Below are 16,251 nucleotides of genomic sequence, written 5' to 3'. Positions count from 1 at the left end.
CCCGTTCTCCTGGTTCGGCGGGTAGGGCGGGTACGGCTGGTGCAGATCACAGGTCGCTCAGGGTCTTGCCGAGTTCGGCTGCCAGCGTCTGGAGGTTCGGGGGGCGCATGACGCTGTAGTGGTCGCCGGGGACGTCGACGCTCTCAGCCCGGTCGCCAAGCAGGTTCAGCCACCGCCGGGTGGTCGGGGCGGTGGCCCCGTCCATGGCCCGCAGGAGCCGGACCCGGCCCCGGTACGCGGCGGGCTCGTGCTCGGCCAGCGCGCGGCTGAGGTGCAGGAACCGCCGGGCGAGCCGGTCCAGGGTGACGGCGTCGATCTCGTCCGGCAGGACACCGGCGAGCCGGGCCCGGATCAGCAGTTCCTCCGTCCCGGACCGGTCGCCCGTGGGCTCGAACTCGGCCGGCTCGGGGTTCCAGTCGCTTCCCGCCAGCCCGGCCAGGTCGCGGGCGAACCGGGCCAGCAGCGCCGCGTCGGAGGCGGGTGCGGCGCGGCCTGGCGGTTCGAGCAGATCCACGGCCGCCACGAGCTCGACCGTCCTGCCTCGGCCGGTAAGTAGGCGGGCGGTCTCCAGGGCGAGCACGCCGCCCATGGACCAGCCGCCGAGCCGGTACGGGCCGTCCGGGAACCGTTCGGTGATCGCGTCGGCGTAGTGCGCGGCCAGGTCGGCCAGGGTCCGCGGCACGGGGTCGAGGTCGGGGTACTGGAGGGCGTGGACCGGCTGGTCGTCGTCGAGGAGGGCGCCGAGCCCGGCGTAGCAGAGCACGTCGCCGCCGACCGGGTGGACGAGGACCAGTGGTGGCCGGGTCCCGGTGTCCCGGAGGGTGACCAGGGCCGCCCTACCCTCATCTGCTGGCTGATCGCGCAGCACCTCCGCGAAAGAGGCTGGGGTCGGCCGGGCGAGCAGTGTGGCCACCGGCAGCGACCGACCGGTGCGCTGCCGGATCCGGGCCATCAATCGCACCGCGAGCAGTGAGTCGCCGCCGAGGTCGAAGAAGTTCGCGCTGACGTCGACGGGCCCGTCGGTGGGCGGGAAGAACTCGGCCCAGATCCCGGCGAGGAGCCGTTCGGTCGCATCGCGTGGTGCGACCGCCCCCGGGGCCGTCCCCTCGGGCGACGGCAGGAGGCCGCGGTCCACCTTGCCGTTGCCGGTCAGCGGCAGCTCGTCCAGAAGGACGATGCGGGCGGGCACCATGTAGCCGGGCAGGTCCCGGCCGAGCGCCTCGCGCAGTTCGTCCTCGCAGACATCCGACACGGCGTACCCGACGAGCCGTCCGGGACCGCCCCGCTCGCCCTCCGCCACCACGACCGCCGCGTGGACGTCCGGCCGGCGCAGCAGCGCCGCCTCGACCTCGCCGAGCTCGATCCGATGCCCCTGGATCTTCACCTGGGAGTCCGCGCGCCCCAGGAACTCGATGTCGCCGCCCGGCAGGTAGCGGCCGAGGTCACCGGTCCGGTACAGCCGCTCCCCCGTCACCGGGTGACGCAGGAACGCCGCACGTGTCTTCTCCTCGTCCCCGAGGTAGCCGCGGGCCAGGCCGGCGCCGGCGATGTAGAGATCACCGGGGACCCAGGCCGGGCGCGGCCGCAACGCCTCGTCCAGCACATGGAAACGCTGGTTCCGCATCGGCCTGCCGTACGGGATGCTGGTCCGCTCCGGTTCCACGCGGTCGATCGGGTGCAGGATCGACCAGATGGACGCCTCGGTCGCGCCGCCCAGGCTCCAGACCCGCGCGTTCGGCATGATCGAGGCGATGGCTCCGGGGAGGGTGACGGGGATCCAGTCGCCGCTCATCATCACCACACGCAGCGACGGCGCCCCGCCGAGGGCCCGTACGTGTGCGACGAACATGTCCATCAGGGCGGGGACGCTGTTCCAGATCGTCACGCCGTGCCGATTCACCAGCTCCAGCCAGGTGGCCGGTTCGCGCTGCGCCGACGCGTCGGGCAGGACCACGGCACCGCCGGCCGCGAGCAGACCGAACACGTCGTAGACGGAGAGGTCGAAGTTGAGCGCGGACAGGGCCAGGACCCGGTCGCGGGCGCTCACGCCGTACCGGTCGTTGATGTCCTGGATCGTGTTGACCGCGCCGGTGTGCTCGATCATCACGCCCTTGGGCACCCCGGTGGAACCGGAGGTGAAGATGACGTAGGCGAGATCGTGGGGCCCGGCCGGGGACGGCGGCAGGGAGCCGGTCGCACCGGTGTCCGCCGGCTCGGTGTCGACGTGCAGCGCGCGGGTGCCCGCCGGCAGGCCGAGCCCGTCCGCGACCGCGGAGCGCGTCAGCACCAGCTCGACACCGGCGCTCTCCATGATCGTCCGAAGCCGGCGCCCGGGCATCGCGGCGTCGACCGGCACGTAGGCGGCCCCGGCCTTGAGGACACCCAGCGCCGCGACGACCTGCTCCCAGCCCTTGTCCATCACGATGCCGACGAGCACGCCCGGGCCCGCGCCGCGGTCGGTCAGCCACCGGGCGATCCGGTCGGAGCGGCGGTCCACCTCGCCGTAACTGAGGGTCCGGGCGGCGGTGATGACGGCGGGCGCGTCGGGCCGGGCGGCGGCCCGCCGCAGGAACGCGTCATGCAGCAGTTCGGCGGGTACGGGGCCGTCCGTGGCGTTGACCGCTCTGCGGACCTCCAGGTCCGCCACCGGCGCAGGGACGGACGGCGGACGGCGCCACGCCTGCGCACCGCACAGGTCCCGCACCAGGTCCAGGTAGGCGTCCCACATCCCGTCGACGACGCAGTCGGGGAACACCTCCTCCACCACGTCCCAGTTGAGGACCAGTTCCCCGGCCTCCTCCAGGGCCTGGTGGTCGAGCCACACCTGCGGCGTCCGCACCGAGCTGGACACCGGCCTGCCGCAGGCGCCGAGTTCGGTCAGTGCCGTGAGCGCGCCGCGTTCGCCGTCGCCCTGCCCGGAGAAGCCGATCGTGCTGGTGAAGACCACGGGCATGCTCGCCAGGCCGGTCCCGCCCCGGGTGCGGTTGAGCTCGCGCAGTACCTCGACGCCGCTGACGTGCCCGTGTTCGAGGTCGGCCAGCAGCCGGTTCTGCAACCGTGTGGCGCCCGAGGTGAAGTCCTCGGCGGGGGCCGCGTCGACCTCCAGCAGGGTGGTCGCGCTGAGGTTTCCGACGATCCTGCCGACGTCGTCGTGCAGCGGCCGCCGGTTGAACGCCAGCAGGTTGAGCGTGAAGCGCGGCGAGGCGCTCCAGGCGCCCAACACCCGCGCGTACGCGGCGCACAGGGCGGCCGAGGGCGAGAGGCCCGCCGCGGCGGCGTTGTCCTTGAAGCGCTGCCACGCCCCGGACTCGATCCGGGCCGTACGGTGCGTGAACACCGGCCGCCGCGGCGCGGGTCCCGGCCGCAGCGGCAGGCGGGGAGCCGGCGGGAGGGAGGAGACGCGTGCGCGCCAGTAGGCGAGCGACTTCTCGCGCGATGCGGCATCCGTCTCGGCGGCGGCGAGAACGTAGTCGCGGTAGGTGACGGCCGGGACCGGCGTGGCGGGCGTGCCGGAGCGGTAGGCCTGCGCCCACTCCCGGAACAGCACCCCGGCGCTGCGGCCGTCGATGATCAGCGCGTCGAAATGGACGTGCAGCCGGGTCGTGCGGGCGTCGAGCAGGCTCGCCCGCACGTCGAACAGCGGCCAGACCTCGGTGTCGAAGACCTGGTCGCGCATCTCCTCGCGGATCTCCGCCAGGCGGCGGACCCGTTCGGCGTCGTGGCACGTGCGCAGGTCGACCGTGGCGATCGAGTAGTCCGGGACCTCGGCGAGCACCCGCTGGTGCCTGTCCCCGGACACGACCGCGCGGAGCATGTCGTGCCGGTCGACGAGATGCCGGAAGGAGGCGGCGAGCCGGTCGAGGTCGGTCTCGTCGAGGTCGACCTCGACGAGGAAGGAGGTGGAGACGTTGCCGAGCTCGAAGGCGTCGGTCCGGCCGACCAGGTAGGCCTGCTGAAGGTCCGTGAGCGGGAACGGCTCGTGGCGGGCCGCCCCGTCGGCGACCAGCGTCACCCCGGATGCCGCGGTCCGGTCCGCGCCTGTGGCGCGGGCCGCCCGGACGGCCCCCACGATCCCGGTGACGCTCCGGCCGTCCAGCAGCTCGGGCAGCGGAAGATCGACGCCGAGCCGCCGGGCGAGGGTTTGCCGGATGTCCATCGCGATCAGCGAGTCGATGCCCAGGATCCGCAGCGGCAGGTGCAGGTCGTCGCCGGTGACGGCCGCGCCGCGCGCCCGGCCGACGATGCGCGCCACCAGCTCGGCGGCGTTCTCGAACTCGGGCACGGGGCGCTCCGCGCCGGACGCCGCTTCCGGGTGTACACCGTCGGCACCGACGCTCACCGCGTCCGAAACGACCTTCCCGGCCGCCGACACACCCAAGCGCCACGCTTCGGCAACGGCGGGCTCACCCGCACCGGACGCCACTTCCGCGTGTACGCCGTCGGCACCGACGCGTCGTGCCTGTGCGACGAGCGGCGCGGTGTGGGCCGGTGGCTGTTGCCTGCGGGGGTCGGTCGTCCAGAGCCAGTAGCGCTCGCGCTGGAACGGGTATCCGGGCAGCGCAGCCGGCGGCCCGGCGGGCTCGCCGTGCACGCGCGCCCAGTCGATCCGGACACCTCGGGTGTAGAGCGCGCCGAGGCTGTCGAGGAGGGAGCGCCGGGCGTCCTGTCCCTCGCACAGCGACGGCAGGAACACGGCCTCTCCGGCCGTCCGGAGCCGGTCGAGGAGCGGCGAGGCGGGCCCGATCTCCACGAAGGTCCGGTGTCCGTCGCGCAGCAGCGCGGCGACCGCGTCGGTGAACCCCTGCGGGTCGGCGGCGTCCGCCGGAGTCCGGGCCGCCGCCCGCAGCGCGTCGTCGAGGCTCATCGCGCCCGTGACACACGCGGCCACCGACTCGCCCACGCCGTGGCCGAGGACGGCGACGGGCTCGACGCCCCACGACCGCCACAGCTCGGCCAGCGCGTACGCGACGGCGAACGGGGAGGGCCGGTCGCCGGGCGCCGCAGCGCACCGGGCCAGGGCGCGGCGGACGACCGGCTCGGCCTCGGCCAGCTCGGCGAGGGCGGCGGCGTGCGCGTCCGGGCGGCCGGTGAAGAGGAACACCGGGCCCCGGCCGGTCTCGGGGGACCGCGTGCCGACGCGGACGCCGGGCGGCGGCGTCTCGTCCGGGCGCGTCCGGGCGAGCAGGTCCCGCAGCTCGGCGCGGGAGGACGCGACAGCCGTGAGCCGGTGCGTGAAGTGCGCCCGCCCAAGGCTCGTGGTCCGGCAGATCGACGCGAGCGGAGCGGCGTCGCGGCCGTCGTCGGCGAGCAGGTCGGCGTAGCGCGCGGAGAGCTCGGCGAGCGCGGCCGGAGTCCTGGCCGACAGGGTCAGCAGGCTCGGTCCGTCCTGCCCGGCCGGCCGGACCTCCTCGGCGGGCGGTGCCTCGCCGGGGTCGGCAGGAGCCTCTTCGAGGATCACGTGTGCGTTGGTGCCGCTGATGCCCTGCGAGGACACGGCCGCGCGTTTCGGGCCGGACGTCTCGGGCCACGCGGTCTCCTCGGCGACGAGCTCGACCGCGCCGGCCGACCAGTCAACGTGCGGGGTGGGATCGGCCACGTGCAGGGTGGCGGGGAGCCTGCCGTGCCGCATCGACAGCACCGTCTTCATGACCCCGGCGACGCCCGCCGCCGCCTGGGAGTGTCCGATGTTGGGCTTCAGCGAGCCGAGCCGCAGTGGCTGGTCCCGGTCGCGCCCGTAAGCGGCCAGCAGGGCGCGCGCCTCGATCGGGTCGCCGAGCGGGGTGCCGGTGCTGCTCGCCTCCACCACCTGGACCTCACCGGGGGACAGCCGCGCGTCCTTCAACGCCTGTCGGACGACCTGCTGTTGCGCGGACCCGTTCGGTGCGGTGAAGCCGTTGCTGGCGCCGTCCTGGTTCACCGCGCTGCCGCGCACCACGGCCAGCACCCGGTGGCCGAGCCGCCTCGCGTCCGACAGCCGTTCCAGCAGGAGCACGCCCACGCCCTCGGAGAGCCCGCTGCCGTCGGCGGCGGCCGAGAACGGGCGGCACCGGCCGTCGGGCGACAGGCCCTGCATGCGGGTGAACTCGGTGAACAGCTGCGGTGTGGCCATGATCGTCGCGCCGCCGGCCAGTGCCGTCGCGCACTCACCGCGGCGCAGTGACTGGACGGCCAGGTGCAGCGCGACCAGCGAGGACGAGCAGGCCGTCGACACGGTGATCGCCGGGCCGCGCAGGCCCAGCGTGTAGGAGATCCGGCCGGACGCGGCGCCGCCCGCCGACCCGGTCGTCAGGAAGCCCTCGGCCTCTGCGGGCACGTCGCCGCGCCCCAGCTCGTAGTCGTGGCAGGACAGCCCGACGAACACGCCGGTGTCGGTGTCGCGCACCGATTCCGGATCTATCCCGGCGTCCTCGAAGGCCCGCCAGGAGGTCTCCAGCAGCAGCCGTTGCTGCGGGTCCATGGCCAGGGCCTCACGCGGGCTGATGCCGAAGAAGCCCGCGTCGAAGTCCGCCGCGTCGTGGAGGAAGCCGCCGGATCCGGTCAGACTCCGGCCGCCGTTCCGGGGGTCGTGCAGGTCCTCGTCCCAGCCCCGGTCACGAGGGAACGCGCCGACGGTCTCCCCGCCGGCGGTGAGCAGCCGCCACAGGGCGGCCGGCGAGTCGATCCCGCCGGGATACCGGCACGCCATGCCGACGATCGCGATCGGCTCCCGCTCTTCCTCCTCCAGCTCGCGCACGCGCTCGCGCGCCCGGTGCAGGTCGAGGGTGAGCCGCTTGAGGTATCCGAGCAGCTTCTCGTTCGATTCTGATCCCATGACGGATCGGTCCTCCGCAGACGGGTCAGGAGCCGGAGAGCTCGCGGTCGATGAAGTCGAGCAGTTCCTCGGCGGTCGCGGCTTCGACGAGCGCCGTCACGTCCGCCTCGATGTCCCCCGAGGCCTCCCCGGAGGGTTCCTCGGGGGCGGTCGGGGCCTTCTCCCGCGGCGGTACGAGTCCGCTGTCCAGGACGGCGACGAGCTCGGGGAGCGTCGGCGTCTCGAACAGCAGGGTGAGGGGGAGCCTGAGGTCCGTCGCCGCGCCCAGGCGGTTGCGGAACTCGACCGAGGTGAGTGAGTCGAACCCGAGCTCGCCGAACGGCCGGTCGTCCGGGATCGCCGCGGGCGGCAGACCCAGCACGGCGGCCATGTGGGACCGGACCATGTCAGCCAGGATCCCGGCGCGTTCACCGGCGCCCAGGCCGGTCAGCTCCTCCCGCAGCGGCCGGTGCCGCCGGGGTGCGCGCCCGTTCCCGGGCCGTTCCGCCTCCGCGGCCGCCACGACCTCGCGCAGGACCGGCGGCAGGTCCGTTCCCAGGTCGCGCAGGCTCTCACGGTCGAGCCGCGCGGGCACGAGGACGGCGTGCGGTGACGGCAGTGCCGCCTCCAGCAGGGCCAGGCCGTGGCCGGGCGTCATCTCCACGAGCCCGGCCCGGGCGAAACGGGCGCGGTCGGCGGCGCTGAGGGCGCCCATCATGCCGTCCGGGTCGTCCCACAGGCCCCAGGCCAGCGCGAGGGCGGGCAGGCCCTGCGCGCGGCGGTGCCGGGCGAGCGCGTCGAGGAACGCGTTGGCGGCGGTGTAGCCGCCCTGGCCGGCGCCGCCGAGCGTCCCCATGATCGAGGAGACCAGGACGAACGCCGTGAGGGGTTGGCCCGCGGTCAGCTCGTGCAGATGCCAGGCCCCGTCGGCCTTGACCCGCATCACCCGGTCGATCTGTTCGGGGGTGAGCGAGGTGATCGGCGCGTCGTCCACCACGCCCGCGGCGTGGATCACGGCGGTCAGCGGGTGCCGGCCGGGGACGGCTTCGATCATCGCGGCGACGGCGTCCCGGTCGGCGACGTCCACGGCCGCGAACCTCACCTCGGCGCCGAGCCCGTTCAGGTCGGACGCCAGCTCGGCCGCGCCCGGCGCGTCGGCGCCGCGCCGTCCGGCCAGCAGGAGCCGTCGTACGCCGTGCTCGGTGACCAGGTGCCGGGCGATGACCCGGCCGACGGCGCCGGTTCCGCCGGTGATCAGGACGGTTCCGTCCGGGTCGAGGAGCGGCGGGAAGGTGAGCACGACCTTGCCGACGTGGGTGCCCCGGTGCAGCAGTGCGAAGGCCTCGGGTGCGCGCCGGACGTCCATGTCGGTGACGGCGGGCCAGGTGAACGCGCCCTCGGCGAACAGCGCTACCGCTCGGTTCAGGAGGCGGGCGAGGTGCTCGGGCGGCAGCCGGAGCAGGTTGAACGCCTGGTGGCGCACGCCGGGATGCGGGGCGGACACCTCGGCGAGATCGCGCGGATCGGTCCTGCCCAGTTCGACGAGGATCCCGCCGGGCCGCAGCAACTGCATGGATTCGTCGAGGAGTTCGCCGGTCAGCGAGTTCAGGACGACCGCCATGCGCCGGCCGCCCCCGCCGAGGCGTTCGCCGAATCCGGGCTCGCGGGACGAGGCGAGGTGGTCGTCGTCGACGCCGAGGGCACGCAGTGCGGGCCACTTGGCGGGATGCGCGGTCGCGTAGACCTCCGCGCCCAGGTGCCGGGCCAGCTGGACGGCGGCCATGCCGACGCCGCCGGCCCCGGCGTGGATCAGGACGGGGTCGCCCGCGCGCACGCCTGCCAGCTCGGTCAGTGCGTGCAGGGCTGTCATGTGCGCGACCGGTACGGCGGCGGCCCGGGTGAACGACCAGCCGTCGGGGATCTTGACGAGGGTGCGGTGCTCGGCGTGGGCCACCGTGGCGAACGCGGCGGAGAACAGGCCCATCACCCGGTCGCCGACGGCCAGTTCGGTGACACCGGGTCCGGTCGCGGTGACCACGCCGGCGCCTTCCAGGCCGAGTGGGCCGGGGTCCCCGGGGTACAGGTCCAGCGCGCCCAGGACGTCGTGGAAGGTGAGCCCGGCGGCACGGACCGCGATCCGGACCTGCCCGGGGCCGGGTTCGGCGGCGGCCTCGGGGCAGGGCCGCAGCTCCAGGGCGGTGAGGGTGCCGCGCTCGGGGATGTCCAGCCGCCAGGCGGGCGCCTCGTCGGGGGTCCGGAGCGCGGGGTCGCCCGCTGCGGACACGAGCCGGGGCACCAGGACGGCACCGCCGCGCACCGCCGACTGGTTCTCGTCCGGCGCCAGTGCCTCGGCCGGTACCCCGGCGTCGTCGGGGCCGAGGTCGACCAGGGCGAACCGGCCCGGGTGCTCGACCTGCGCGGTCCGCACCAGGCCCCAGACCGCCGCCTGCGCGAGGTCCTGGACGCTCTCGCCGGGCCGGACGGCGACGGCCCCACGGGTGACCAGCACCAGGCGGGTCCCGGCGAGCCGGTCCTCGGCGAGCCATCGGCCGAGCAGGTCCCGCGTCCGGTGGACCGCGTTCCTGGCCGCCGCGGCCGCGTCGGTTCCGTCCTCGCCGGCCGGGCAGGACACGACGGCGTGCTCGGCCGGCTCGACCGCCGTGAGCAGCCCGTCCAGGCAGCGGCCGTCCCACGGGACGGGCACCCGTCCGGCCGTCGATCCGGTCGCCGGTCCGGGCAGCGGTTGCCAGCCCGGCGCGAACAGGCAGCGGAGCGCCACGGTGGCGGGATCGGCCGGGCCGCCCGTCGCAACCGGACACAGTTCCACCGACTCGACCCGCCCCGCCGGGTCTCCCGAGGCGTCGAACAGGGTCAGGGCGAGGCCTGCGCCCTCAGCGGGCGCCGCGTGCATCCGCAGGGAAGCGCGGCCCCTCGGACCGGACAGGGACACTCCGCGCCAGCGCAGCGGCTGCACACGCTGCCCCTCGCGGCCCGGCATGTCGGCGATCAGGCCGTGCAGGGCCGCGTCGAGCAGGGCGGGGTGCAGGTGGTGGGCCCCGGCGTGCGCGGCCTCCGGCTCGGGCAGGACGGTCTCGGCGAACTGCTCGCCGTCGCGCCGCCAGGCGGCCCGCAACCCCTGGAACACCGGCCCGTGTTCGTAGCCGCGCAGGGCGAGGTCCTCGTACACGCGCGCCGTCGGTACGGGCGTCGCGTCGGCCGGCGGCCAGTCCGTGGGGGCCCGGTCCGGTGCCGTGGCCGCGGCGGGGCCGAGGGTGCCGGTGGCGTGCTCGATCCATTCCCCGCCGGTCGCCCGGCCCGATATCCGGCAGCTCCGCAGCCCGTCGCCGTCCGCGCCCGACACCCGGACGCGCAGGTCGACGGCGCCGTCCGCCGGGAGCTCCAGGGGCGTGGAGACCGTCAGTTCCTCGATGCGTGCCGTCCCGGCCTGCGCGCCCGCGTGCAGGGCCAGTTCCAGGAACACGGCGCCCGGCACGACGATCGTCCCCGCCAGGACGTGGTCGGCCAGCCAGGGATGGGCGCGGGTCGACAGCCGTCCGGTGAACACCGTCTCACCGTCACCGAGTTCGACGGCCGCCCCGAGCAGGGGATGGCCGGCCGGGGCCTGGCCGAGGTCGGCCGTGCCGGACGGCCCGGCCGTGCCCGTGAGCCAGTAGCGGCGGCGGCGGAAGGGGTAGGTGGGCAGGTCGGCGGGTCCGGCGGCCGCTCCGGTGAGCCGTTCCCACACGAGGGGCAGGCCCTGGACGTGGGCCTCGGCGGCGGAGGTGAGGAACCGGCGCAGGCCGCCGTCGTCTCGGCGCAGCGAGCCGGTCACGATCCCGTCGGCTCCGGCCTGCTCCAGGATCTGGCTGATGCTGCCGACCAGCACCGGGTGCGGGCCGACCTCGACGAACGTGGTGTGGCCGGACGCGATGAGCGCTTCGACCGCCTCCTGGAAGCGCACGGTGTGCCGCAGGTTGCGGTACCAGTAGGACGCGTCGAGCTCGCTGCCCTCCTGCCAGTCGGCGGTGACCGAGGACATCAGCGCAATCTCACCGGTGCGTGGCGTCAGCGGTGCCAGTCCGGCCAGGATCTTCTCGCGGATCGGTTCGACGGCCGGGCAGTGCGAGGCGAAGGCCGCCGGGATCACGCGGGCGTTGACACCCTCGGCCCGGTAGGTTTCGACCAGTTCGGCGATGGCGTCCGCGGCTCCGGCCACGGCGGTGGTGGCCGGTCCGTTGACCGCGGCGATGCTGAGCCTGCCGAGTCGTTCCCGCACCCGCTCAGAGGGCAGCGGGAGCACGGCCATCGCCCCCTTGCCCATCAGGTCGACGGCGACACCGCTGCGCAGGGCGATGGCGCGGGCGCCGTCGTCGAGGGAGAGCGCCCCGGCGACGACGGCCGCCGCGATCTCGCCCTGGGAGTGGCCGACCACGGCGTCCGGGACGACCCCGGCCGACTGCCACAGCTCGGCCAGCGACACCATCACGGCCCACAGCGCGGGCTGTACGACGTCGATCCGGTCGAGCAGGGGCGCGCCGGCCAGGACGTCGGCCAGCGACCAGTCGGTGTACGGCGCGAGCGCCCGCTCGCACTCGGCCAGGCGGGCGGCGAAGACGGGGCTCTCGGCGGCGAGCCGCGCCGCCATGCCCCGCCACTGTCCGCCCTGTCCGGGGAAGACCAGCACGGTCCGGCCGGGCTCGCCCGCGCGGCCGGTGACGATGCCGGGGGCCTGTTCGCCGCGGGCCAGTGCGGCCAGGGCCCGGTCGGCCTCCCGCCGGTCGCGGGCGATCACCACGGCGCGCTCGTCGAAAGAGGTCCGGGCGGTCAGGGCCGGTGCCGCGGCGAGGGGGTCGAGCGGTGCGACGGCGAGCGTCCGGGCCTGCTCGCGCAGCGCGTCCGGGGTCCGGGCCGACAGGACGAGCGGGACCACGGGCGGCCGTGCCGGCTCCTCGGCGGGTGCGGCCTCGGCGGGCGGCTGCGCGAGGATCACGTGCGCGTTGGTGCCGCTGATCCCGAACGAGGAGACGCCGCCGCGCCGGGGTTCGCCGGTGTCCGGCCAGGGACGGGCCTGGTCGAGCAGGGCCACCGACCCGGCCGCCCAGTCCACGTGCGGGGACGGTTCGTCGGCGTGGAGCGTGGCGGGCAGGGACGCGTTCCGGATGGCCTGGACCATCTTGATGACGCCGCCGACACCCGCCGCCGCCTGCGCATGTCCGATGTTGGACTTGAGGGACCCCAGCCACAACGGCCGCTCCCGGTCCCGCCCGTACGCGGCCAGCAGGGCGCCCGCCTCGATCGGGTCGCCGAGGGCGGTGCCGGTCCCATGCGCCTCCACGGCGTCGACCTGACGCGGCGCGAGCCCGGCGTCGGCGAGGGCGTCCTCGATGACGCGCCGCTGGGCGGATCCGCTCGGCGCGGACAGGCCGTTGGAGGCGCCGTCGGAGTTGACGGCGCTTCCGGCGACGACCGCCAGCACGGGGTGGCCGTGGCGGCGGGCGTCCGAGAGCCGTTCGACCACGAGCATGCCCGCGCCCTCGCCCCACCCGGTGCCGTCCGCCCGGGCGGAGAAGGCCTTGCAGCGGCCGTCGGCGGCCAGCACCCGCTGGCGCGAGAGCTCCACGAACATGCCGGGGGTCGCCATGACCGTCACACCTCCGGCCAGGGCCAGCGAGCATTCGCCGGCCCGCACCGCCCGCACCGCATGGTGCAGCGCGACCAACGACGCCGAGCACGCGGTGTCCATGGTCAGCGCGGGCCCGTTCAGGCCGAGGACGTAGGCGATCCGCCCGGAGATCACGCTCGTACAGGTGCCGGTCAGCAGGTGACCCGCGACGCCGGGCCCGGCCGTCTCCATGCGCGGCCCGTAGTCGGAGTGCATCGCGCCGGCGAACACGCCGGTCCGGCTGCCCTTCAGCGTCGTGGGGTCGATCCCGGCGCGCTCCAGCGCCTCCCACGTGACTTCCAGGAGGAGCCGTTGCTGGGGGTCCATCGCGAGAGCTTCGCGGGGGCTGATCCCGAAGAACTCCGCGTCGAAGTCCGTCACGTCCCGTACGAAGCCGCCCTGGCGGACGTACGACGTCCCGGTCCGTTCCGGATCCGGGTGATGGAGCGTCGCCAGGTCCCAGCCGCGGTCGCCGGGGAAGTCGCCGATGGCGTCGGTTCCCGTGTCGACCAGGTTCCACAGGTCCTCGGGCGAGCGCACCCCGCCGGGGAACCGGCAGGCCATGCCGACGACGACCACGGGGTCGTCGGCGTCGGCCCGCTCCCGATCGTCCGCCTGTTCCCGTACGACGGCCGATGAACCGCCGGCGGAGTCGCCGGCGTTCAGCTCGCCGAGCGCGGCGGCCAGGGCGGCCGGGCTCGGGTGGTCGTACACGACGGTGCTCTCCAGCCTCAGCCCCGTCGCGGCCGACAGCCGGTCGCGCAGTTCGAGCGTCATGGCCGAGTCCAGGCCCATCTCCCGGAACGTCCGGCCGGGCCGGACGTCGTCGGCCGACCCGGCGCCCAGCACGAGTGCGGTGAGGCTCCGGACCAGCTCCAGCGCCGATCGCCGGTCCACGACCACGGCCGGTGCCGAGGTCGCGTCGGGCGCCTGCTCGGCGGCCCCGGGCATGCCGGAGGGCCAGCAGGAGCGGCGCTGGAACGGGTAGGTCGGCAGGTCGGCCAGGGGCGCCGAACCGGGCAGCAGCGCGGCCCAGTCCACCGCGACGCCGTGCACGAAGGCCTCGGCCGCCGCCGTGAGGAACCGGCGGCGGTCCCCGTGCCCGCGCCGGAGCGTGCTCAGCACGACGCCGTCCCCGCCGTACGTGTCGATCGTCTGCCGGATGCCCATCGCCAGCACCGGATGCGGACTGACCTCCAGGAACGTCGAGTGGCCCGAGTCCAGCAGTTTCTCGACGGCAGGTCCGAACCGCACCGGCTCGCGCAGGTTGCGGAACCAGTAGCCGGGGTCCAGGTCGGCGGTGTCGAGCGGTTCGGCGGTGACGGTCGAACAGAACGGCACGCCGGTGGAGCGCGGGGTGATCCCGGCGAGGGCGGTGAGCAGTTCCTCCCGCAGTTCCTCGACGTCAGCGCTGTGCGAGGCGTAGTCGATCGGAACCCGTCGGGTCCGCACGTCCGGCCCGTAGTGGGCGGTCAGCGCGGCGAGCGCGGCGAGGGGACCCGCAACCACCGTGTGCCTGGGGCCGTTGACTGCCGCGATCGACAGCGCGGCGTCCACCGCCGCGCGGTCCTGTCGCACCTGTCCGGCCGGGAGTTCCACCGACAGCAGGCCGCCGCGGCCCGCGATCCGGTTCAGCAGCCGGCTGCGCAGGGCCACGATCCGCGCGCCGTCCTGGAGCGACAGGGCGCCCAGGGCTGTGGCGGCGGCGATCTCGCCCTGCGAGTGGGCCACCACGGCTGCGGGCTCCACCCCGGCCGAGCGCCACAGCGCGGCCAGCGACACCATCACCGCCCACAGCGCGGGCTGGATCACCTCGTCGCCCTCCAGCGGCGGCGCACCGGGGACGCCGCGCAGGACGTCGGTCAGCGACCAGTTGACATACGGGGACAGAGCGTCGGCGCACGCGCCGATCCGGTCGGCGAAGACCGCGGAGGTCTCGATCAACTCCGCTGCCATGCCCGCCCATTGCGAGCCCTGGCCCGGGAAGACGAACACAGGCCGGACCGGCGGCCCCTCGTGCCGGCCCGTCACCACGGCCGCTGACGGCCGACCGGCCGACCGTGCCTCCAGTTCGGCGAGGAAGCCGTCCCGGCCGTCCGCGACGACGACGGCACGGTGTTCGAACGTGGTGCGCGTGACGGCCAGCGCGCGGCCCACGGAGGCCACGCCGAGCTCCGGACGCGCCCGGACATGAGCGCGTAGCCGTGCGGCCTGGTCGCGCAGCGCGGCTTCGCCACGCCCGGACAGGACCCAGGGCAGCGCCCCGCCATCGCCTTCGCCGTCGGCCCGCGCCGCACCGTGCTGCGCACCTTGCCAGTCCGAGAGGATCAGGTGGCAGTTGGTGCCGCCGATCCCGAACGAGCTGACGCCCGCAACGAGCGGGCTCTCGGGCGACGGCCAGCACCGGGTCTCGGTGTTCACGCGCAATCGCAGCTCGTCGAGCGGGATCCGCTCACCGGACGCGGAGTGGTTCAGGCCGGGAACGAGTTCGCGTGCGCCGACGCACAGGACGGTCTTGACGAACCCGGCGATCCCGGCCGCCCCCTCCAGGTGACCGATGTTCGTCTTCACCGACCCGACCAGCAGCGGGGTGTCCGTCGCGCGGGCCGCGCCCAGCGTCGCCCCGAGCGCGACGGCCTCGATCGGGTCGCCGACCCGCGTCCCCGACCCGTGCAGCTCGACGTACTGGACCTCGCCCGGCTCGACGCCCGCGTCGGCACAGGCCGCGAGGATCACCCGCTCCTGCGACGCACGGCCCGGTGTCGGCAGCGTCTCGGTCGCACCGTCGTTGTTCAGGGCACTGCCGCGGATGACGGCATGGATACGGTCGCCGTCCCGGACGGCGGCTTCCAGGAGTTTGAGGACGACGATCCCACCGCCCTCGCCCCGGACGTAGCCGTTCGCGCGGGCGTCGAAGGTGAAGCAGCGCCCGTCCGCCGACAGCGTGCCGGCCCGCTCCAGGGCCAGCGTGCTCTGCGGCGCGAGGATCAGGTTCACACCGCCGGCCAGAGCCAGGCTGGACTCGCCGCCCCGCAGGCTCGCGCACGCCAGGTGCACGGCGGCGAGCGACGAGGACTGCCCTGTGTCCACCACCAGGCTCGGGCCGGTCAGGCCCAGCGTGTAGGAGATCCGGTTGGCGATCACGCCACGCTGCACCCCGGTCAGCGTGTGCCCGGTCACCGCGTCGGGACCCAGGCCGTGCAGCAGCGTCGCGAAGTCGTCGGCGATCGCCCCGAGGAACACACCCGTCCGGCTGCCCGCCAACGCGGCGGGCCGGGTCCTGGCGTCCTCGAGGGCCTCCCAGGCCAGTTCGAGGGCCAGCCGTTGTTGCGGGTCCATGGCCACGGCCTCGCGCTGCGAGATGCCGAAGAACCCGGGATCGAACTCGTCGACCCGGTCGAGGAACCCGCCGCGCGCCGGGCCCCGGCCGCCGCGCCGATCGGTGATCGCGTCACCGCCGCCGCGCAACAGCCGCCAGAACGCGTCCGGCCCGTCCGCCTGCGGGAACCGGCAGCCGATCCCGACGACCGCGACGGCGTGTGAAGGCAGTTCACGCACTCCGTGACCAGCAATGTCCATCGTTGATGCCCCCGCCGCACACCCAGACAATCAGATGACGCATGAATATAAGACATCTTATGGTCCCGTTCAACAGGGCGGCTGGATCAGCGGCATGCCAGATGCGGGGACCACGGCGACGTACGGGATGACGGCCGCGCAGGTCTTGGGCCTTCGTTCCGGAAACACGGCGGCGCGGGTGACCGTTCGCCGATCACCCGCGCCGCCCTTGGCGGATCGG

General features: G+C 74.8%; 2 protein-coding genes. Both read right to left on the bottom strand.

Annotated elements, in window-relative coordinates; translation table 11 throughout:
- Nucleotides 1-46: 46 nt before the first annotated feature.
- On the bottom strand, nucleotides 47-6,811 hold the full coding sequence (locus BIV25_RS36320; protein WP_071376788.1) for a hybrid non-ribosomal peptide synthetase/type I polyketide synthase: 6,765 nt from the start codon (nucleotides 6,809-6,811) through the stop codon (nucleotides 47-49).
- A 25-nt stretch (nucleotides 6,812-6,836) separates the two neighbouring features.
- Nucleotides 6,837-16,031, bottom strand: coding sequence for a type I polyketide synthase (locus BIV25_RS36315; RefSeq protein WP_071376787.1), 9,195 nt, complete (start codon nucleotides 16,029-16,031; stop codon nucleotides 6,837-6,839).
- Nucleotides 16,032-16,251 lie beyond the last annotated feature (220 nt).

It is taken from the genome of Streptomyces sp. MUSC 14, from assembly GCF_001866675.1.
Classification (GTDB): Bacteria; Actinomycetota; Actinomycetes; order Streptomycetales; family Streptomycetaceae; genus Streptomyces.
Note: the sequence above shows the minus strand (reverse complement) of the source record. Positions and strands in the feature narration are given on the sequence as shown.